The organism is Methylobacterium sp. A52T (assembly GCF_053346095.1).
In genome coordinates this window covers 1-17,799 of record NZ_JBKFBI010000133.1, presented here as the reverse complement: position 1 = coordinate 17,799, position 17,799 = coordinate 1, and the positions used below count along the sequence as shown (strand labels likewise).

Below are 17,799 nucleotides of genomic sequence, written 5' to 3'. Positions count from 1 at the left end.
CGATCAGCGACCTCTGGGACACGATCCGACGAGCCTTCAGACGCTTCACGCCAGCCGAATGCCGCCGCTATCTCGCCGCCGGAGGCTACGACGCATATGATCCAATATGATCGGATACCGCTCTAGGTGCGTCGCGCGCGGCCTGCCACGGCTTCTTCAGGACGTCGGGCCTCGCGCTGTCCGCCCGCGCGAAGAGGGTCAAGCCCGCGGCGCCGATCCGCCGAGGGCGTCGGCGAGCCGCCCGATATGCTCGGCCGCCCGACCGATCCCGAACGCCGCCCGCTCGGCATCGTCGACCCGCCCGCGCTCCGCGGTCTCGGCGGCTGCGCGCAGCTCCGCGACGTTGCTCTCCAGCGACGCGATCCGCGACCGCAGTTCCGCGAGTTCGTCGGCGATGGTCAGCGCCGCCATGACCTGCAGGCGCATGTCGCCGATCTCGCCGAAGCTCTTACGCATCTCGCCGATGCGCCCGTCGAGGAGGGCGGCGAGACCGGTGAGATGCGCCTCCTCACCCTCGCCGCAGGCCATGCGGTAGCTGCGGCCGTCGATGGTCACGTTGATCTGCGGCAAGGATCGCTCCGCTGGTCGCTCCGACAGGCTTGGGCGGTGGTGTCAGGCGCGTCCGAGCACATCCTGAACGGTCTCGATGGCCCGGTCGAGCCGGTGACCGACCTCCCCGGTCGTCGCCGAGACCGTGGCGAGGCGGTTGCTCGCCGCGTCCAGGGCGACGGCGAGCCGGGCCCGGTCCTCGTCCATCAGGGCGAGTTCCGCGTCCCGGTCATCGGGCTGCGCGTCGGTCTCGAGGCGATGCTGGACGACGGCGTCGAGGCGGTTGATCGCCGCTTCGAGCCGGTTGAGTGCGTCGTCGATGGAACGGGTCTCGGTCTCGTCGGCCATGGTTCTTCGTCTACCCCGACGCGAAGCTTTCCGTCGAATGCAGGCGAAATTCCAGCGCGAAAACGCGTTCGATCCCCGATCCGGTCGCTGACCGAATGGATCGTCGCGATCCCTGTTTATTGGTCGGTGGATCGAAGGTCTTTGTCACAGCCACGCGTTTGACAGGTCGAGGCTCCATGCTAGACAGCCGCGCGATCCCGAGAGGGACCGCGCGAGACATGCCGGAGGGCCGGTCCGCGACAGTTCCGAGGCCTCAGCCAGCACCGTCGAGATCGACGGTCACGGGCGTGAAAGCCCGGCCTCTCCCGGTCCGGTTCATCGCAGGTTCAAACCCGCCCGCCCAGATCCCGCCCGGCCCGGACGGTATGGCGGGCCGCCGAGACCGCTCCGCGGACCGCCCCCTGAGGTCCGGCGCGCGGCGAGCCGCATCAGGAAGGAGTCACGCCGTGACGAAGGTTGCCATCAACGGGTTCGGGCGCATCGGCCGCAACGTCCTGCGCGCGATCGCGGAAGCCGGCCGCAGCGACATCGAGGTTGTGGCGATCAACGATCTCGGCCCGGTGGAGACCAACGCCCACCTGCTCCGCTACGATTCCGTGCACGGTCGCTTCCCCGGCGAGGTCGCGGTCGACGGCGAGTTCCTGGTGGTCAACGGCAAGCGCATCAAGGTCACGGCCGTGCGCAACCCGGCCGAGCTGCCGCACCGCGACCTCGGCGTCGACATCGCCCTGGAATGCACCGGCATCTTCACCTCGAAGGACAAGGCGAAGGCCCATCTCGACGCCGGCGCCAAGCGCGTCCTCGTCTCGGCCCCGGCCGACGGCGCCGACCTGACCGTGGTCTACGGCGTCAACCACGACAAGCTCACGGGCGAGCACCACGTCGTGTCGAACGCCTCCTGCACCACCAACTGCCTCGCCCCGGTGGCGAAGGTGCTGGACGAGGCCGTCGGCATCGAGCGCGGTTTCATGACCACGATCCACTCCTACACCAACGACCAGCCCTCGCTGGACCAGATGCACAAGGATCTGTACCGGGCCCGCGCCGCGGCGCTCTCGATGATCCCGACCTCGACCGGCGCCGCCAAGGCCGTCGGCCTCGTGCTCCCGGAGCTCAAGGGCAAGCTCGACGGCACCGCGATCCGCGTGCCGACCCCGAACGTCTCGGCGGTCGACCTCGTTTTCACGGCCAAGCGCGCCACCACGGTCCAGGAGATCAACGACGCCATCAAGGCCGCCGCCTCCGGCCCGCTCAAGGGCGTCCTCGGCGTCACCGACCGGCCGAACGTCTCGATCGACTTCAACCACGATCCGCACTCGTCGACCTTCCACCTCGACCAGACCAAGGTCATGGACGGCGTGCTGGTGCGCATCCTCACCTGGTACGACAACGAGTGGGGCTTCTCGAACCGCATGGCCGACACGGCCGTGGCGATGGCCAAGCTCATCTGAGCCGGACTGCAGCGGCCGCCGCCTCTTGGGAGGCCGGCGGCCGCACCTCTCTTCGGACGGCCTTTCTTCGAACCAGGGACTCTCCAGGGATGACCGACGCTTCGCAGGGCACGTCGAGCGGGCCGGCTGCCGTGCCGCCCGCCCCCAGGCCGGCTCCGCCGCCGCCCACCACCCAGACCGCACCACCTCCCGTGGCGACTGCCGCACCCGCCGCCTCCGCGGTCCCGTCCCACACGCTCCCGGCCAATCAGCTCTTCGATCAGCTCGCGCGCATCGAGGACAAGTGCTCGCGCATCGAGGACAAGTACGCCCGCTCCGAGGCGCTGCTGTCCCGGGTCGAGGACAAGGTTGAGAACGCCGCGAACCGGATGAACGAGTCCGCCCGCCAGTCCGACCTCGCGGCGCTCCGCACGGAGATGCGCGGCCTCGCCGAGCGCACCCGGCGGTTGCCCGGCACCGGCGCCCTCGTCCTCACCGCCGTGATCACTGCCATCCTGACCGTGGTCCTGATGGTCGCTGTCCAGCGGCTCAACCTCGACCGCCTGCTGCCGCAGCGGGCCACCATCGGCACCACCGCACAGTAACCGCCCCGCCCCGAACAGGACCGCACCAGACCGCATGAGCGCCTTCCGCACCCTCGACGATGCCGGCTCCCTCAAGGGCAAGCGGGTCCTCATGCGCGTCGACCTGAACGTGCCCATGGAGAACGGGCGGGTGACCGACGCGACCCGCATCGAGCGCGTCGCGCCGACGATCCGCGAGGTCGCCGAGCAGCGCGCCAAGGTGATCCTGCTCGCCCATTTCGGCCGCCCGAAGGGCAAGCGCGAGCCGAAGGATTCGCTGGAGCCGGTGGTCCCCGCCCTCGGCGCGGCCCTGGGGCGCAGCGTCGCGTTCGCGGCGGACTGCGTCGGCGACGCGGCCGCGCAGGCGGTGGCGGCCCTGAAGGACGGTGACGTCCTCCTGCTCGAGAACACCCGCTACCACGCGGGCGAGGAGAAGAACGACGCGGCCTTCGCGGACGCCCTGGCGGCGAACGGCGACGTCTACGTCAACGAGGCCTTCTCGGCGGCCCACCGCGCCCACGCCTCCACCGAGGGTCTGGCGCACCGGCTGCCGGCCTACGCGGGCCGCGAGATGCAGGCCGAACTCGACGCGCTGACCAAGGGCCTGGAATCGCCGCAGCGCCCGGTGATCGCGCTGGTCGGCGGCGCCAAGGTCTCCTCAAAGATCGACCTCCTCGAGAACCTCGTCGCCAAGGTCGACATGCTGGTGATCGGCGGCGGCATGGCCAACACCTTCCTGCACGCGCAGGGCAAGGCGGTGGGCAAGTCCCTCTGCGAGAAGGATCTCGCCGAGACCGCCACGCGCATCCTGGCGGCGGCCGAGAAGGCCGGCTGCCGGATCATCCTGCCGGTCGACGCCGTCGCCGCGAGCGAATTCAAGGCGCAGGCCCCGCACGAGACCGTGCCGGTCGATGCCGTGCCGGACGCGAGCATGATCCTCGACGCCGGTCCGCGCTCGGTGGCCGAGATCAACGCCGCCATCGACGGGGCCAAGACCCTGGTGTGGAACGGCCCGCTTGGCGCCTTCGAGCTCGCCCCGTTCGACGCCGCGACCGTGGCCGCCGCCAAGCACGCGGCGTCCCGGACCGAGGCCGGCCAGCTCGTCTCGGTGGCGGGCGGCGGCGACACGGTGGCCGCACTCAACCACGCCGGCGTGGCGCAGGACTTCACCTACGTCTCGACCGCCGGCGGTGCCTTCCTCGAGTGGCTGGAAGGCAAGGCCCTCCCGGGCGTCGAGGCGCTGCGGGCGAAGGGCTGAGACGGCCGCCTTGCTCTCCTCCCCCTTCGACCGAGCCCTATCTACGGTACCTGCCTCCATCGGCTGGGGGGCCGAGTCGATCGGTGACGACGTGGCGAACGCGACCTTCGAGATCCTGAAGGGCATCCGGGCGCGCGTGGCGATGCCGGCTATGGCGGGCGGCTTCGACGCGCGTGTCAGCGCGATCGCGGAGGCCGTCGTAGCCCTGGAGAACCGGTCGGGGTGCCGATCATCCGCCGAAAGAATGCCCTGCGCCGCGTCGGAGATTGACCGAAAGCGAGGCACTCGGCAGAGCGACACGATACAGCTCAGCTGAGGGCCTGACGGCGACTCCGGCGATCGGGCGGACGACGAAACGGGAAACGGGAAGACACGCACGATGGCACGCATCACCCTCCGGCAGCTCCTAGATCACGCCGCTGAGTACGAGTACGGCGTGCCCGCCTTTAACCTGAACAACATGGAGCAGGGGCTCGCCATCATGGCGGCCGCCGACGCCACCGACTCGCCGGTGATCCTCCAGGCGAGCCGCGGCGCCCGCGCCTACGCCAACGACGTCGTGCTCGCGAAGCTGATCGACGGCCTCGTCGAGATCTACCCGCACATCCCGGTCTGCATGCATCTGGACCACGGCAACAACGAAGCCACCTGCGCCACCGCCATCCAGTACGGCTTCACCTCGGTGATGATGGACGGCTCGCTGAAGGCCGACGGCAAGACCCCGGCCGATTACAACTACAACGTCGAGATCACCCGCAACGTTACTAAGATGGCCCACTGGGCCGGCGTCTCGGTCGAGGGCGAGCTGGGCGTGCTCGGCTCGCTGGAGAGCGGCCAGGGCGAGGCCGAGGACGGCCACGGCGCCGAGGGTACCCTCAGCCACGACCAGCTCCTGACCGACCCGGACGAGGCGGTGAAGTTCGTCGAGGCGACCAAGGTGGACGCGCTGGCGGTGGCCATGGGCACGAGCCACGGCGCCTACAAGTTCACTCGCAAGCCCGACGGCGAGGTGCTGGCGATGAACGTGATCGAGGAGATCCACCGCCGCCTGCCGACGACCCACCTCGTCATGCACGGTTCCTCCTCGGTGCCGCAGGACCTACAGGACATCATCAACCAGTACGGCGGCCAGATGAAGCCGACCTGGGGCGTCCCGGTCGAGGAGATCCAGCGCGGCATCAAGCACGGTGTGCGCAAGATCAACATCGACACCGATAACCGCATGGCGATGACCGGCCAGATCCGGAAGGTGCTCACCGAGAACCCCTCCGAGTTTGATCCGCGCAAGTACCTGAAGCCCGCCATGGAGGCGATGACGAAGCTCTGCAAGCAGCGCTTCGAGGAGTTCAACACCGCCGGGAAAGGCTCGAAGCTCCGCCCGATCTCCGTCGCCGAGATGGCCAAGCGCTACGCCAGCGGCGCCCTCGACCCGAAGATCGGCCCGCAGTAGGGCGCGGATTGTCGGCCGCGATGAGCAACAGCGCCCGCCTCGCCCTGCTCGGACCGCACGGTCTCGACGCGGAGGGCATCGCGGACTTCGTGACGGTCCTGAAGGCCGCCTGCGAAGCCGGCGATGTCGCCGCCGTGATCCTGCGGCTCGCCGCCACCGACGAGCGCGGGCTGACGGCCCGCGTCAAGTCGGTCGCCCCGATCGTGCAGGAGCGCGGCGCGGCGCTGGTCGTCGCCTGCCCGGGCTTCGCCGGTGACCTCGCCACGGTGGCGATCCGCGGCGGGGCCGACGGCATCCACGTTGACAAGCCGCGCGACCTGAAGGACCTGCGCGGCCGGCTCCGGGACGGCCGTATTCTAGGCGCGGGCGGCCTCGAGACCAAGCACGGCGCGATGGAGGCCGGCGAGGCCGGCATCGACTACCTGATGTTCGGCGGCCTCTACCCGGACGGCGTCGCGCCCGAGGCGGAGACGGTCCGGGCCCGCGCCGCGTGGTGGGCCGAGATCTTCGAGACGCCCTGCATCGCGGTGGCCGCCGCCGCCGACGAGATCGCGCCGCTCGCCGCGACGGGTGCGGAGTTCGTCGGCCTGGAGAGCGGCCTATGGCTGCAGGATTCGGGCGCGGTCGAGCGGGCCCAGCGCGCCGTCCGGGAGATCGAGGCGTGAGGGGCCGCGACGTTCGCTTGGCGGCTGCTCTCGCCGGGGCCGCGCTGCTGGCGGCGCCGGCCTGGGCGGCCTCGGGGCCGGCCGATCCGGCCCGGACCGCGGCGCCCGGCTCGCTCGGACCCGCGGCGCAGACCGGCAAGGCGTCGATGCCGGAGCTGCCGAGCCCCTACACGCCGAACTACGCGCGGGGCGCCGTGCCGCCGCCGGGGAGCCAGCCGCCGGATTTCGCCTACGGCGCCTACCAGAAGGGCCAGTACGTCACCGCCTTCCGCGAGGCGACGAAGCGCATCGAGGCGAATCCCAAGGACGCCGCCGCCATGACGCTGCTCGGGGAACTGTACAATCAGGGCCTCGGCGTGAAGCAGGATCCGGTGAAGGCGGCCGACTGGTACCGCCTGGCCGCGGCGCAGAACGACGCCTCCGCCATGGCGTCCCTCGGGTTGATGGCCCTCGACGGCCGCGGCATGCCGAAGGACCCGAAGGGCGGGCGGCGCTGGCTCGAGCAGGCGACGGCCCAAGGTTCGCCGACCGCGGCCTACAATCTCGGACTGATCCTGATCGGCACCGGCGCGACCGCCGACGAGGCGGCAGCGGCGGCGCAGTTCCGCAAGGCGGCCGACGCCGAGATCGGCCCGGCCCAGCACGACCTCGGCGTGCTCTACCTGCAGGGCCGCGGCGTGCCCAAGGACCCGTCGAAGGCCGCGGAGCTGTTCCGGCGCGGCGCCGACAACGGCGATCTCGCCAGCGAGGTCGAGTACGCGATCCTGCTGTTCAACGGCACCGGCGTCACCAAGGACGAGCGGGCGGCCGCGCGGTACTTCCTTCACGCGGCCTCGCGCGGCAACGCCATCGCGCAGAACCGCGTCGCGCGGCTCTACGCCGTGGGTCGCGGTGTCGCCAAGAATCCCGTGGAGGCGGCCGCCTGGAACCTCGCGGCGGCCGGACAGGGCCTGTCCGACGCGTGGCTGGATCAGACCCTCTCCGGTCTCTCGGCCGACGAGCGCACCCGGGCGGAGCGTCTCGCCAACGAGCGGATCGAGCAGCGCTGAGCCGCTAGACCTCGGCCTTCGACCAGTCGACGCCGGCCTCGAGGTGCGGCAGCAGGACGACGCTCTCCTGCTCGTTCGGGTCCGTCCGGGCGATCACCGCGGTGACGGGCTCCGTCTGGCTGCGGTTGTAGGGCAGGTGCGGCACGTCGGCGGCGATGTAGACGAACTCGCCGGCGCCCGCGATCGCGTGGTTCTCCAGCCGCTCGCCCCAGAAGCAGCCGGACACGCCCGACAGCACGTAGATCGCCGTCTCGTGGGATTCGTGCTTGTGGGCAAGGGCCCGCTCCCCGGGCGGGATCTCCAAGAGCTGCATGTGCAGCGCCTTCGAATCCACGGACTCGGCCGAGACGGCCGGTCTGTAGATGTGCCCCTGCTTGCCGCGGAACGGCGCACTCTCGTGCACCACCCGGAACCCCTGCTTCTCCGTGCCGGACGCGGAACTCATGGACCTTCCTCCACTCTGAAGGCGGGATCGACGGGGACCTGCATGCCGTTGACCAGCGCGTTGGTCTGGTTGGCCATCCCGACGACCGCCAGGAACTCGCCGTGCTGGGCCTCCGTCAAGCCCTTGGCCCGCGCCGCCGCGGTGTGGGAATGGACGCAGTAGGGGCAGCCATTCGCGATCGACACCGCGATGTAGACCAGTTCCTTGGTCAGGGGATCGAGGGTTCCCGGGCCCATGACGGTCTTGAGCGTCGACCAAGTCCGCTCCAGCAGTGCCGGATCGTTGGAGAGGCCCCGCCAGAAGTTGTTGACGAAGTCGGATCCGCGGGTCGCCCGGATGTCGGCGAAGACCGCGCGGACGCGCGGGTCGGCCTCGGCCTCGGGATCGGACCAGAGTTTCACGGTCGCCATCGCAGTCCCTTCCTCGAAGCTCGCGCCGTCAGAGCCTGCACGCCTCCTCGAGCGCCCTGTTCTCCGCCTCGGAGAACAGGCGCGAGCGGATGTGGAAGCGCTTCTCCCGCCCGTTCTCCAGCGAGAACATGCCACCGCGGCCCGGCACCACGTCGAGGATCAGGTGGGTGTGCTTCCAGACCGCGAACTGCGACCGGCTGATGTAGAAGTCCGCGCCGCCGACCGTGCCGAGATGGACGTCGCCGTCGCTCACCAGGAAATCGCCGACGGGATAGCACATGGGAGACGAGCCGTCGCAGCAGCCGCCGGACTGGTGGAACATGACCGGACCGTACTCGCCACGCAGCTCCTCGATCAGCGCGAGGGCCGCCGGGGTTGCGGTGACCCGCAGCGGCGTCCCGTCGGCGCTGGCCTGCGCGGCGACGTTGGCGTCCACACTCTGCTCCGAACTCATGCGATCCTCCCGGTCGATGCCTGAATATGCGTGCGCGCCGGCCGGTTTCCACCGCGGCGCCCTGCGGAGCGCCGCCTGCATGGCCACCGGGCCCGGGATCGAAAAAGCCCCGGCCTTGCGGCCGGGGCTGAAGTTGTCTCGGGGGTTGACCCGGTAAGAAACTCAGAAGAACCCGAGCTTCTTGGCCGAGTAGCTGACCAGCATGTTCTTGGTCTGCTGGTAGTGATCGAGCATCATCTTGTGGGTCTCGCGGCCGATGCCGGACTGCTTGTAGCCGCCGAAGGCCGCGTGGGCCGGGTAGGCGTGGTAGCAGTTCGTCCAGACGCGGCCGGCCTGGATCGCCCGGCCGAAGCGGTAGGCGCGGGTCCCGTCGCGGGTCCAGACGCCGGCGCCGAGGCCGTAGAGCGTGTCGTTGGCGATGGAGAGCGCCTCGGCATCGTCCTTGAAGGTCGTGACCGACAGGACCGGCCCGAAGATCTCCTCCTGGAAGATGCGCATCTTGTTGTGGCCGCGGAACACGGTCGGCTTCACGTAGAAGCCCTCGGCGAACTCGCCGTCCTTGACGTTCCGCTCGCCGCCCGTGAGCAGCTGCGCGCCCTCCTGCCGGCCGATATCGATGTAGGAGAGGATCTTCTCCATCTGCTCGCCCGAGGCCTGGGCGCCGATCATCGTGGCCGGATCCAGCGGCGAGCCCTGGGTGATCGCCTCGACGCGCTTCACCGCGCGCTCCATGAACCGGTCGTAGATCGACTCGTGCACGAGCGCGCGGCTCGGGCAGGTGCAGACCTCGCCCTGGTTGAGGGCGAACATCGTGAAGCCCTCGAGGGCCTTGTCGAGGAAGTCGTCGTCCTCGTTCGCCACGTCGGCGAAGAAGATGTTCGGCGACTTGCCGCCGAGTTCCAGCGTCACCGGGATCAGGTTCTGCGACGCGTACTGCATGATGAGGCGGCCGGTGGTCGTCTCACCCGTGAAGGCGATCTTGGCGATCCGCGGCGACGAGGCGAGCGGCTTGCCGGCCTCGAGGCCGAAGCCGTTGACGATGTTCAGCACGCCCGGCGGCAGGAGGTCGCCGACGATCTCGGCCAGCACCAGCACCGAGGCAGGGGTCTGCTCGGCGGGCTTCAGGACCACGCAGTTGCCGGCGGCGAGCGCCGGGGCGAGCTTCCACACAGCCATCAGGATCGGGAAGTTCCACGGGATGATCTGGCCGACGACGCCCAGCGGCTCGTGGAAGTGGTAGGCGACCGTGTCGTGGTCGATCTCGGAGATCGAGCCTTCCTGCGCCCGCACGCAGCCGGCGAAGTAGCGGAAGTGGTCGATCGCCAGCGGGATGTCCGCGTGGGTCGTCTCGCGGATCGGCTTGCCGTTGTCCCAGGTCTCGGCCAGGGCGAGCAGATCGAGGTTCTCCTCCATCCGGTCGGCCATCTTGAGGAGGATGCGGGCGCGCTCGGCCGGCGCCGTCTGGCCCCAGGCCTCCCGGGCGGCGTGGGCGGCGTCGAGGGCCTTCTCGACGTCCTGGGCGTCGGAGCGGGCGACCTCGCACACCACCTTGCCGGTGATCGGCGAGGTGTTCTCGAAGTAGCGGCCGGCCGCGGGGGCGACCCACTGGCCGCCGATGAAGTTGTCGTAGCGGGCCGAGAAGGGCGACTTGACCTTCGAGTCGCCGAGGAATTCCGGCTTGTTCATCGCTGTGTTCCCTCCGTGGGCCCCGGCCTCGCGAACCGCGGCTCTTGGGCTTAAGCTGGCGCTCGGGCGACCGATCCTGGGGGCCGCATCCGCTTCCGCTCTGTTCGCAGCCAATGGCTTTTGGCCTGCCGAATCAAGGTGGACTTTTGGCCAGTGCGCGAGTGCGCCGATCCTACGCGCTTCCCGGCATCACCGCGAGCGGGCAAAAGAGCCTCGCCTCCGGCACCGTCCGGCCGGCCGCCGCGCGACGATCGGCCGGACGCGGCGACGGGCCGAATCGATGCTGTGCCGGATCGGCGCGCCGTCCCTCAGCCGAGCAGGGCCAGCGGAACGGACGCCGCCGCGAGCGGGAGCGCCGCCAGGGCCGCGTTCCGCAGCCACGTGGGGCGGTACGCGACGATCGCCACGACGGCGAGGGCGGAGCCCGTCAGCGACCCGACCCACTGCACCGGGCCGAAATTCCAGCCCCCCGCCGCGACGGCCGCCGCGAACGAGAGGCCGAGCCCGCACCAGCCCGCCATCCGCAGGCTGCCGACCCGCGCCTTCGGCACGCCGACGCGGTAGGCGGCCCGGTGGTGCCGGTCGAGGCTGAGGGCCAGGGCCGCGAAGCCCGAGAAGCTCAGGAGCAGGCTGAGGATCAGCGCGGCGGCTGTCATGCTTCGACCGTCCGGGACAGGGTTACCTTGGCCGGGCGGGCCGCGGCCACGCCCCGCCGCGTGGCCAGCCGGGCCGCGATGGCGAGCGCGACGCCGACGGCCGCCATGGCGGCGTCGAAGGCGAGGAAGCGCTGCTGGCCGATGAGGATCACGTCCACCAGCGGGATCGCCAGGAAGGCGCAGGCCGGCACCGCCAGGGCGAGCGACCACGCCCGCCGTCGCGGGTACAGGGACGCCGCGAGCGCGGCCACGAGCCAAGCGGCGAAGAAGGCGCGCACCTCCCAGTCCGCCCGGGCCCCGAGCCCGTCGGGCAGCAGCCGGTTCGCCAGGAAATACGCGGCGAGGCCCACCGGCAGACCCGCGATGGTGCCGAGGTTGAGGAACCGCACGAGACGCAGGCCGAAGCCCTCGGGATCCGCGCCCTTCGGCGCCCGGGCGACGGTCCAGAGCACGAGGCCGCTGGCGACCGTGGCGGCGCCCATCGCGCCGCAGAGGAAGAACAGGAGGCGCAGAGGCGCGGCGGCGAAGTGCGCCTCGTGCAGCCCCACCATCACGGCCCCGGTGCGGGTCGCCGCGCCGGCCTCGCCGACCCGGGCGATTTCCGAACCGGTATCGGCCGCGTAGGCGATCTGCGGGTGCAGGTGCGCGAGCCCGTGCGGCTCCTCGAAATACGCCGTCACGGTGGCGCCGGCATCGCCCGGCCGAGTCACCAGCATCACCTCGGGCACCTCGCCCCCGGCGGCCGTCGCGCGGGCGACGATCTCGCCGAGCGGCAGCGGCGTGCCGGGGCGCCCGACCGGGGCCGCGCCCGGGATCGCCAGGCCGGCCTCGGCGTAGTAGCGCAGCACGTCGTCGCCGTAGACGGCCTTCATGCCCCAGGGCATCAGCATGGCCGACAGCGTGACGAGGCCCGTGTAGACGATCATCAGGTGGAACGGCAGCGCCAGGACGCCGACCACGTTGTGGGCGTCGAGCCAGCCGCGCTGCGCCGAGCGGTCGCGCCGGAAGGTGAAGAAGTCGGCGAAGATGCGCCGGTGCGTCACGATCCCGGAGATCAGCGCGATCAGCAGGACCATGGCGCAGGCCGAGACGATCCAGCGGCCCCAGATCGGCGGCAGGCTCAGCTCGAAGTGGAACCGGTAGAGGAAGTCGCCGCCGCGGGTGTCGCGGATGTGCGCGGGCTCGCCCGTGGCGGGATCGAGGAGCGCGTGGTGGAACGGGCCACCCGGACGCGGCCACCAGTAGACCTCGACGGCCGGGATCTCGGCATTCGGCAGCTTGACCGACCATCCGGCCGCGTCCGGCATGGTCCGGCGCAGGAACGCCCCGGCCCGCGTCGCCGCTGCGGCGGGATCGGGTGCGGTCGCGGACAGTTCGGGCCGCATCCAGTGCGAGATGTCGGTGCGGTAATAGCTGGCGGTGCCGGTGACGAAGATCGCGAACAGCACCCAGCCGACCACGAGGCCGGACCACGTGTGCAGCCACGCCATCGCCTGGCGGACACTCCGCGCCGGGCTCACGCGGCCGCCCCGTGCGCGAAGGCGCCGGCGAGCCACAGGGCACCGGTCAGCAGGAGCGCCGTCAGGCCCAGGACGACGGCCGCCCGGCCGAGCGTGCGGGCCGCGAACACCCAGATCGCCGCCGCCGCCATGATGGCGAAGCTCGCCAGCGTCCCGGCCGAGACCGCCTCGGCCCGCGGGAAGGGTAGAATCAGGGCCAGCAGCGCGCTCGACAGGGCGGCGACCCCGTAGCCGCCGAGGATCGCGAGCAGTACCCGGCCGGCGACCGCCGCGCGGTCGGCCAGCGTCGGCATGGCGCGGGCGCTCATGGCGCCATCCCTCGTTCCCGTGAGCCCATGGCGCGACGTACCAGCGGTCCGGGCCGCCGCGCAACGCCTATGTTCCGGAACGATTCCAGTGTGAAAAGAGGCGTTTAGGACGCCGGAAAGCGGCGCGTCCCGGGGTCGGATCCGACGCTCGCCGCCCCGCGCTACGGGCCGGCGGTTCCCGACGCGCCGTCGCGGCTCGGCCTGCGGATCGCCACGGCCGCATTCCGCGCGCTCGGCGGCAGATCGGCTCCGGGATCGGGCTTGCTGAACGCCGCGGCCGATCCGGACGCCGGGCCGACCGCGCGGCCGTCGCGCGCGTGTCCCCAGCCGTAGCCGGCGTTGATCCCCGCGTAGAAGCCCGTGAAGTCCTCCGCTCGCGCACTTCCCGCGAACAGCACCAGGGCCGTGGACAGCACAAGGTGGCGCATCGATCGTCCCCGAACGAGAAAGGCGGCGGCCCCGCTCGGAGCCGCCGCCTCGTGATCTTCGCGCGGATCGCGGCGGCAAAGAGGCCGCCGCGGGATCCTCAATCCTCGACGTTGATGCTCTGGGCCTCGCGGCCCTTCTGGCCCTCGACCACGCCGAGCGTGACCTGCTGGCCCTCGGCGAGCGAATCGAGACCGGCGCGGGACAGCGCGGAACGGTGCACGAACACGTCCTTGCCGCCGTCGTTGACCGAGACGAAGCCGAAGCCCTTGGCGGGATCGTACCACTTCACGGTGCCGCTCATCTCGACCGACGGGCCGCTGGCGAAACGGCCACCGCCGCCACCACCGCCGCCGCCGTAGCCGCCACCGCCGCCGTAACCACCGCGATCGCGGTCGCCGTAGCCGCCGCCGGCACCGAAGCCGCCGGTGCGCGGACGGAACTCACGCCGGGGCGCGGGCGCCTCGGCCGTGGAGGTGTCGACGCTGGTGACGCTCGTGACCTGCGGGCCTTTCTGACCCTGGGCCGTCGTGACCGTCAGCCGGGTGCCGGGCATCAGATCGTCGTGGCCGGCCGCCTCGACAGCGCGGATGTGAAGGAAGGCATCGCCCGAACCGTCGCCGAGTTCGACGAAGCCGAAGCCCTTCTCCTTGTTGAACCACTTGACCGTCGCATCGCGCTCCGGTCCGGACGCGACGGGAGCCGCGCCACGCGACGGGCCGCGATCGAAACCGCCCCCGCCGAAACCACCGCCGCCACCGCCGAAACCGCCGCCGCCGTATCCGCCGCTGGGGGGAGCCTGATCAGGCCATCTCGGCTCGCCACTCTCGTCGAAGCCGCGCTTCTGCGGCCCTCTGAAATCACGACCACGTCCCATAGAAAGCTCGCAAAAACCGTCCGCCGCCCTTGTCTCGAATACCGCGTGCGCGCCATCCCAGACAGCCCACGCCCCGCACTATCATTACCCCAGGTCGCGGTAACCAAGAATAACGCCCCAGTCCTGACGCAATCGGGCCTTGACCGCAAGGACCTTCTTGGCTCAGAGGCGCCCGTTTCGTTACTTTCTTGCGGCAAACAACGGAGTCCGCCCCCGCTCCCGGGGCGGCCCTTTCTCATTCGAGGGAAGGCGTTAGCGAAACGCAAAGGCTGTCCGGCTAGACTCGGCCCCGCGCCCAGCAGAACCGGCCGGCCATGATCGCGACACCGACTTTCCCCGATCTCTCCGCTCTTGTGGTCGACGAGAGTCTCTACATCCGCCGAATCGTGCGCGACATGCTGATGCGCGTCGGCATCAAGCGCGTGCTGGAGGCGCCGGACGGGGCCGAGGCGCTGGGCGTGCTCGCCGAGAGCAAGCCCGACATCAGCATCATCGACTGGGACCTGTCGATCCTGTCGGGCGAGGAGTTCATCCGGCTCGCGCGGACCCCGACCACCTCCCCCTGCCCCACGATCCCGATCATCCTGATGCTGGCCCAGCCCCGCCGGAACGTGGTCGACCGGGCGGTGGCGCTCGGCGTCAACGAGATCATCGCCAAGCCGTTCTCGCCCAAGACCCTGTGGTCGCGGCTGGACGAGGTGATCAACCGGCCCCGGCCCTACTCGCAGGTGAAGAGCCTCCTGCGGCCGATCCCGCGCCGGGCCAGCGCGATGAAGGCCGTCGCCTGAGCGCGACCGCGATGGGGCGTTGCAGTTCCCCGCCGAGCCTGTAGGGTCGCAGATCAACAGAGGCCGAGCGCGCTGCTCAGGGCCGACCCGAAGGATCGACGGCCGCGCCGATGAGGGACGAGACCGCCGCGGCCGCGCCGTCCCGAATCCAGACCGGCGCGGTGCCGCTCCAGACGCAGGCCCCCGTGCCGGGCCGCGAGCGTCGCCGCGCCGCCTACGCGGCGCTCGACCTCGGCACCAACAATTGCCGCCTGCTGGTCGCGGAGCCGACCTTCAGCGGCTTCCGCGTGATCGACGCGTTCTCGCGGATCGTGCGCCTCGGCGAGGGCCTCGGCACGTCCGACCGCCTGAGCGAGGCGGCGATCGAGCGGACCGTGGAGGCCCTGCGGATCTGCCGGGCCAAGATGCAGGCCCGCGGGGTGCAGCGGGCCAAGATCATCGCCACGGAGGCCTGCCGCCTCGCGGTGAACGGCGCCGCCTTCGTGGAGCGCGTCCGCCGCGGCGTCGGCCTCGACCTCGAGATCGTCGACCGGCAGACGGAGGCGTATCTCGCGGTCACCGGCTGCGCGGCGCTCGCGGACCCGCTGGCCGAATCGGTCATCATCTTCGACATCGGCGGCGGCTCGACAGAGATCGCGTGGCTGGACGGGGCGGCCGCCAACCCGTCGACCGACCCGACGCTGCGGATCCGGGCCTGGGATTCGCTGCCGGTCGGCGTGGTCACGCTCGCCGAGCGCCACGGCGGCGCCGAGGTCACCCGGCGCATGTTCGAGGGCATGGTCGAGGAGGTGGCCGAGAAGCTCTCGGCTTTCGCGCTCCGCGCCGCGCCCGCGGCGACGGCGCCGCATTTCCACCTGCTCGGCACGTCCGGCACCGTGACGACCATCGCGGCGATGCACCTGCGCCTCGCCCGCTACGAGCGTCGTCGGGTAGACGGGTTGTGGATGAGCGACGACGCGGTCTCGACCGCCATCGACGACCTGCTCGACACGCGCCTGGAGCAGCGCGCCGACAACCCCTGCATCGGCCGCGACCGCGCCGATCTCGTGCTCGCGGGCTGCGCGATCCTCGAGGCGATCCGCAGGGCGTTCCCCTCCGAGCGCCTGCGCATCGCCGATCGCGGCCTGCGCGAAGGATTGCTGATGAACATGATGCGGGAGGACGGGGTCTGGAACCGGAAGGCGGTCCGATGAGGGCGGCGCGATGAGCGACAGGCGCGGCGGCGCGAGTTCCGGCGGCGGTGTCCGGGGCGAACTGAAGCAGCGGGTGAAGACCGGCCGCGGACGGACCCTGTCCCAGAAGCGCTGGCTCGAGCGCCAGCTCAACGATCCCTACGTGGCCCGCGCCAAGCGCGAGGGCTACCGGTCGCGGGCGGCCTACAAGCTTTTGGAGATCGACGAGCGCTACAAGCTCCTGCGGCCCGGCCAGAAGATCGTGGACCTCGGCGCCGCGCCGGGGGGCTGGTCGCAGGTGGCCGCGCGGGTGGTCGGGTCGACGGGCCGCGTCGTGGGCATCGATCTCCTGGAGATCGAGCCGATGGCTGGGGTCGAGTTCATCACCCTGGACTTCCTCGATCCCGAGGCCCCGGCCCGGCTGACCGGGATGCTCGGCGGCCCCGCCGACCTCGTCATGTCCGACATGGCCGCCAACGCCACCGGCCACAAGAAGACCGACCACCTGCGGATCATCGGCCTCGCCGAGACGGCGGCGGAGTTCGCCCGCGAGATCCTGGGCCCCGGGGGCGCCTACCTCGCCAAGGTGCTCCAGGGCGGCACCGAGGGCGCGCTGCTCACCGACCTGAAGCGCGACTTCGCCACGGTGCGGCACGTCAAGCCGGCCGCGAGCCGGGCCGATTCGAGCGAGCTCTACGTCCTGGCGACCGGCTACCGGGGCGCGCCGGGCCGGGCGGCGTCCGCCGACGAGGGCTGAGCCGCCCGGCGATGCTCCTCGCCTGGGCCCTGTCCGCCCTCAACCCGGCGCCGCTGCCCCTGCGCCGGCTCGGCTATGTCCGCCAGAGCGGCCTGCTCCACGCCCGCTCGCGCCGCTGCCGGGCGGCCTGGGCGCCGCACCTCGCGCGGGCCCGGTCCGTGGTCGCGGCGGCGGCCGGAGCGACCCGGCAGCGCCGGCACGCGGTGGTGCTGGGCTCGGGCCTGCTCGACGACGTGCCGCTCGACGCCCTCGCCCGCCTGTTCGACCGGGTCAGCCTCGTGGACGCCGTCCATCCCTGGCCGGCGCGCCTCGCCGTCCGCCGATACCCGAACGTCGCGCTGGTGACCGCGGAGATCAGCGCCGGTCTCGCCGGGGCCTGGGCCGACCTCTGCGCGGAGGCCGACCTGATCGTCTCGGCGAATCTGCTGTCGCAGATCCCGCTCCTCCCGATCGGGGCCCACGAGACCCGGGGCCGCGAGGCGCCCCCGCGGCTCGGCACGCACCTCGTCGAGACCCACCTGGCGGCGCTTGACGCGCTCGCCGGGCGCGTCGAGCGCGTCTGCCTGATCACCGACACGGTGCAGCGCGAGGAGGACCGGGCGGGCCGGACCGTCGACAGCGCTGACCTGCTGTTCGGGGTCGCGCTGCCGCCCGCGCCGGAAGCCTGGGACTGGGAGATCGCGCCGTTCGGGGAGATCGGCCGGCGTCGCCGTCTGATCCACCGCATGCACGCCTACCCGGACTGGAAGGCCGCGCGGCGGTCCGCGCGCTGAGCCGCGAAAGAAGAAGGCCGCCCCGGTTTCCCGGAACGGCCTCGCTTCCATGTCATCCGCGATGTCGGATCACTCGGTCGGCACGTCCGCCGCCGGCGTGGTCGCGCCGCCCTCGTCCGCGGCGCTCTCGAAGCGCGGGCGCCGACGGCGCCGGGGCTTGGCGGCCGGGGCCCCCTCGGCCCGCCAGGCGGGGG

General features: G+C 71.4%; 21 protein-coding genes and 1 pseudogene. 11 read left to right on the top strand and 11 right to left on the bottom strand.

What is annotated here, in order from left to right; genetic code table 11:
* Positions 1-110, top strand: a pseudogene (locus ACLBYE_RS24475) (IS630 family transposase); the annotation flags it as partial.
* An 88-nt stretch (positions 111-198) separates the two neighbouring features.
* Here the strand turns inward: ACLBYE_RS24475 and ACLBYE_RS24470 are convergent.
* Complete coding sequence (locus tag ACLBYE_RS24470) at positions 199-570, bottom strand: cell division protein ZapA (protein ID WP_447696161.1); 372 nt, start codon at positions 568-570, stop codon at positions 199-201.
* A gap of 42 nt (positions 571-612) precedes the next feature.
* Positions 613-897 carry a DUF4164 domain-containing protein gene (locus ACLBYE_RS24465; protein WP_447696160.1) on the bottom strand — a complete coding sequence of 95 codons (285 nt, stop codon included), beginning with the start codon at positions 895-897 and terminating at the stop codon, positions 613-615.
* A gap of 446 nt (positions 898-1,343) precedes the next feature.
* Here ACLBYE_RS24465 and gap point away from each other — a divergent pair, with 446 nt between their 5' ends.
* The 6 genes from gap (at position 1,344) to ACLBYE_RS24435 (ending at position 7,333) form a co-directional block, all read left to right on the top strand.
* The gene (gene gap, locus ACLBYE_RS24460) at positions 1,344-2,348 is read left to right on the top strand and encodes a type I glyceraldehyde-3-phosphate dehydrogenase (RefSeq protein WP_012317185.1); all 1,005 of its coding nucleotides are present in this window, start codon (positions 1,344-1,346) and stop codon (positions 2,346-2,348) included.
* A gap of 89 nt (positions 2,349-2,437) precedes the next feature.
* The gene (locus ACLBYE_RS24455; RefSeq protein ID WP_447696159.1) at positions 2,438-2,932 is read left to right on the top strand and encodes a hypothetical protein; all 495 of its coding nucleotides are present in this window, start codon (positions 2,438-2,440) and stop codon (positions 2,930-2,932) included.
* Between the two features lie 34 nt (positions 2,933-2,966).
* Positions 2,967-4,169: a phosphoglycerate kinase gene (locus ACLBYE_RS24450; protein ID WP_447696158.1), complete on the top strand. Its 1,203-nt coding sequence runs from the start codon at positions 2,967-2,969 to the stop codon at positions 4,167-4,169.
* Positions 4,170-4,548: 379 nt separating this feature from the next.
* The gene (gene fba, locus ACLBYE_RS24445; RefSeq protein WP_020091526.1) at positions 4,549-5,619 is read left to right on the top strand and encodes a class II fructose-bisphosphate aldolase; all 1,071 of its coding nucleotides are present in this window, start codon (positions 4,549-4,551) and stop codon (positions 5,617-5,619) included.
* A gap of 20 nt (positions 5,620-5,639) precedes the next feature.
* Entirely contained in the window at positions 5,640-6,284 is a 645-nt protein-coding gene (locus ACLBYE_RS24440) for a thiamine phosphate synthase (protein ID WP_020091525.1), read from the top strand.
* Between the two features lie 17 nt (positions 6,285-6,301).
* Positions 6,302-7,333: a tetratricopeptide repeat protein gene (locus tag ACLBYE_RS24435; protein WP_020091524.1), complete on the top strand. Its 1,032-nt coding sequence runs from the start codon at positions 6,302-6,304 to the stop codon at positions 7,331-7,333.
* 4 nt (positions 7,334-7,337) lie between these two features.
* On the opposite strand, the gene ACLBYE_RS24430 is transcribed toward ACLBYE_RS24435, so the two are convergent.
* The 9 genes from ACLBYE_RS24430 to ACLBYE_RS24390 form a co-directional block, all read right to left on the bottom strand.
* Positions 7,338-7,778: a cupin domain-containing protein gene (locus ACLBYE_RS24430; RefSeq protein ID WP_447696157.1), complete on the bottom strand. Its 441-nt coding sequence runs from the start codon at positions 7,776-7,778 to the stop codon at positions 7,338-7,340.
* On the bottom strand, positions 7,775-8,188 hold the full coding sequence (locus ACLBYE_RS24425) for a carboxymuconolactone decarboxylase family protein (protein WP_447696156.1): 414 nt from the start codon (positions 8,186-8,188) through the stop codon (positions 7,775-7,777). Before ACLBYE_RS24425 ends, ACLBYE_RS24430 begins: the two co-directional genes overlap by 4 nt.
* A 28-nt stretch (positions 8,189-8,216) precedes the next feature.
* Positions 8,217-8,642, bottom strand: a complete 426-nt coding sequence (locus ACLBYE_RS24420) for a DUF779 domain-containing protein (RefSeq protein WP_447696155.1) — start codon at positions 8,640-8,642, stop codon at positions 8,217-8,219.
* A 162-nt stretch (positions 8,643-8,804) separates the two neighbouring features.
* Positions 8,805-10,328 (bottom strand): aldehyde dehydrogenase, encoded by a 1,524-nt coding sequence (adh, locus tag ACLBYE_RS24415; protein WP_020091519.1) that lies wholly within the window; start codon positions 10,326-10,328, stop codon positions 8,805-8,807.
* 308 nt (positions 10,329-10,636) lie between these two features.
* Entirely contained in the window at positions 10,637-10,984 is a 348-nt protein-coding gene (locus ACLBYE_RS24410; RefSeq protein ID WP_020091518.1) for a DUF3325 domain-containing protein, read from the bottom strand.
* Complete coding sequence (locus ACLBYE_RS24405) at positions 10,981-12,474, bottom strand: PepSY-associated TM helix domain-containing protein (protein WP_447696154.1); 1,494 nt, start codon at positions 12,472-12,474, stop codon at positions 10,981-10,983. Before ACLBYE_RS24405 ends, ACLBYE_RS24410 begins: the two co-directional genes overlap by 4 nt.
* Positions 12,475-12,500: 26 nt before the next feature.
* Complete coding sequence (locus tag ACLBYE_RS24400; protein ID WP_447696153.1) at positions 12,501-12,812, bottom strand: iron transporter; 312 nt, start codon at positions 12,810-12,812, stop codon at positions 12,501-12,503.
* Positions 12,813-12,973: 161 nt separating this feature from the next.
* Positions 12,974-13,240 (bottom strand): hypothetical protein, encoded by a 267-nt coding sequence (locus tag ACLBYE_RS24395; protein WP_447696152.1) that lies wholly within the window; start codon positions 13,238-13,240, stop codon positions 12,974-12,976.
* A gap of 98 nt (positions 13,241-13,338) precedes the next feature.
* Positions 13,339-14,115 carry a cold-shock protein gene (locus tag ACLBYE_RS24390; RefSeq protein ID WP_447696151.1) on the bottom strand — a complete coding sequence of 259 codons (777 nt, stop codon included), beginning with the start codon at positions 14,113-14,115 and terminating at the stop codon, positions 13,339-13,341.
* A gap of 314 nt (positions 14,116-14,429) precedes the next feature.
* Here ACLBYE_RS24390 and ACLBYE_RS24385 point away from each other — a divergent pair, with 314 nt between their 5' ends.
* The 4 genes from ACLBYE_RS24385 to ACLBYE_RS24370 all read left to right on the top strand — a co-directional run bounded on the left by ACLBYE_RS24385 (position 14,430) and on the right by ACLBYE_RS24370 (position 17,605).
* A complete protein-coding gene (locus tag ACLBYE_RS24385) occupies positions 14,430-14,903 on the top strand; it encodes a response regulator (RefSeq protein ID WP_012317168.1) in 474 nt (157 codons plus the stop codon).
* Between the two features lie 110 nt (positions 14,904-15,013).
* Positions 15,014-16,096, top strand: a complete 1,083-nt coding sequence (locus ACLBYE_RS24380; protein WP_020091512.1) for a Ppx/GppA phosphatase family protein — start codon at positions 15,014-15,016, stop codon at positions 16,094-16,096.
* Between the two features lie 10 nt (positions 16,097-16,106).
* A complete protein-coding gene (locus ACLBYE_RS24375) occupies positions 16,107-16,832 on the top strand; it encodes an RlmE family RNA methyltransferase (RefSeq protein ID WP_447696150.1) in 726 nt (241 codons plus the stop codon).
* 11 nt (positions 16,833-16,843) lie between these two features.
* Positions 16,844-17,605: a hypothetical protein gene (locus tag ACLBYE_RS24370; protein WP_447696149.1), complete on the top strand. Its 762-nt coding sequence runs from the start codon at positions 16,844-16,846 to the stop codon at positions 17,603-17,605.
* Positions 17,606-17,799: the final 194 nt, after the last annotated feature.

Excerpts from the sequence above, each read along its gene's own strand:
- ACLBYE_RS24410 (WP_020091518.1), bottom strand. The coding sequence starts at position 10,984 with ATGACAGCCGCCGCGCTGATCCTCAGCCTGCTCCTGAGCTTCTCGGGC.
- ACLBYE_RS24455 (WP_447696159.1), top strand. The coding sequence starts at position 2,438 with ATGACCGACGCTTCGCAGGGCACGTCGAGCGGGCCGGCTGCCGTGCCG.
- ACLBYE_RS24375 (WP_447696150.1), top strand. The coding sequence starts at position 16,107 with ATGAGCGACAGGCGCGGCGGCGCGAGTTCCGGCGGCGGTGTCCGGGGC.
- ACLBYE_RS24370 (WP_447696149.1), top strand. The coding sequence starts at position 16,844 with ATGCTCCTCGCCTGGGCCCTGTCCGCCCTCAACCCGGCGCCGCTGCCC.
- ACLBYE_RS24405 (WP_447696154.1), bottom strand. The coding sequence starts at position 12,474 with ATGGCGTGGCTGCACACGTGGTCCGGCCTCGTGGTCGGCTGGGTGCTG.
- fba (WP_020091526.1), top strand. The coding sequence starts at position 4,549 with ATGGCACGCATCACCCTCCGGCAGCTCCTAGATCACGCCGCTGAGTAC.
- ACLBYE_RS24430 (WP_447696157.1), bottom strand. The coding sequence starts at position 7,778 with ATGAGTTCCGCGTCCGGCACGGAGAAGCAGGGGTTCCGGGTGGTGCAC.
- ACLBYE_RS24425 (WP_447696156.1), bottom strand. The coding sequence starts at position 8,188 with ATGGCGACCGTGAAACTCTGGTCCGATCCCGAGGCCGAGGCCGACCCG.
- ACLBYE_RS24400 (WP_447696153.1), bottom strand. The coding sequence starts at position 12,812 with ATGAGCGCCCGCGCCATGCCGACGCTGGCCGACCGCGCGGCGGTCGCC.
- ACLBYE_RS24385 (WP_012317168.1), top strand. The coding sequence starts at position 14,430 with ATGATCGCGACACCGACTTTCCCCGATCTCTCCGCTCTTGTGGTCGAC.
- ACLBYE_RS24380 (WP_020091512.1), top strand. The coding sequence starts at position 15,014 with ATGAGGGACGAGACCGCCGCGGCCGCGCCGTCCCGAATCCAGACCGGC.
- ACLBYE_RS24440 (WP_020091525.1), top strand. The coding sequence starts at position 5,640 with ATGAGCAACAGCGCCCGCCTCGCCCTGCTCGGACCGCACGGTCTCGAC.
- ACLBYE_RS24420 (WP_447696155.1), bottom strand. The coding sequence starts at position 8,642 with ATGAGTTCGGAGCAGAGTGTGGACGCCAACGTCGCCGCGCAGGCCAGC.
- ACLBYE_RS24465 (WP_447696160.1), bottom strand. The coding sequence starts at position 897 with ATGGCCGACGAGACCGAGACCCGTTCCATCGACGACGCACTCAACCGG.
- adh (WP_020091519.1), bottom strand. The coding sequence starts at position 10,328 with ATGAACAAGCCGGAATTCCTCGGCGACTCGAAGGTCAAGTCGCCCTTC.
- ACLBYE_RS24450 (WP_447696158.1), top strand. The coding sequence starts at position 2,967 with ATGAGCGCCTTCCGCACCCTCGACGATGCCGGCTCCCTCAAGGGCAAG.
- ACLBYE_RS24390 (WP_447696151.1), bottom strand. The coding sequence starts at position 14,115 with ATGGGACGTGGTCGTGATTTCAGAGGGCCGCAGAAGCGCGGCTTCGAC.
- ACLBYE_RS24395 (WP_447696152.1), bottom strand. The coding sequence starts at position 13,240 with ATGCGCCACCTTGTGCTGTCCACGGCCCTGGTGCTGTTCGCGGGAAGT.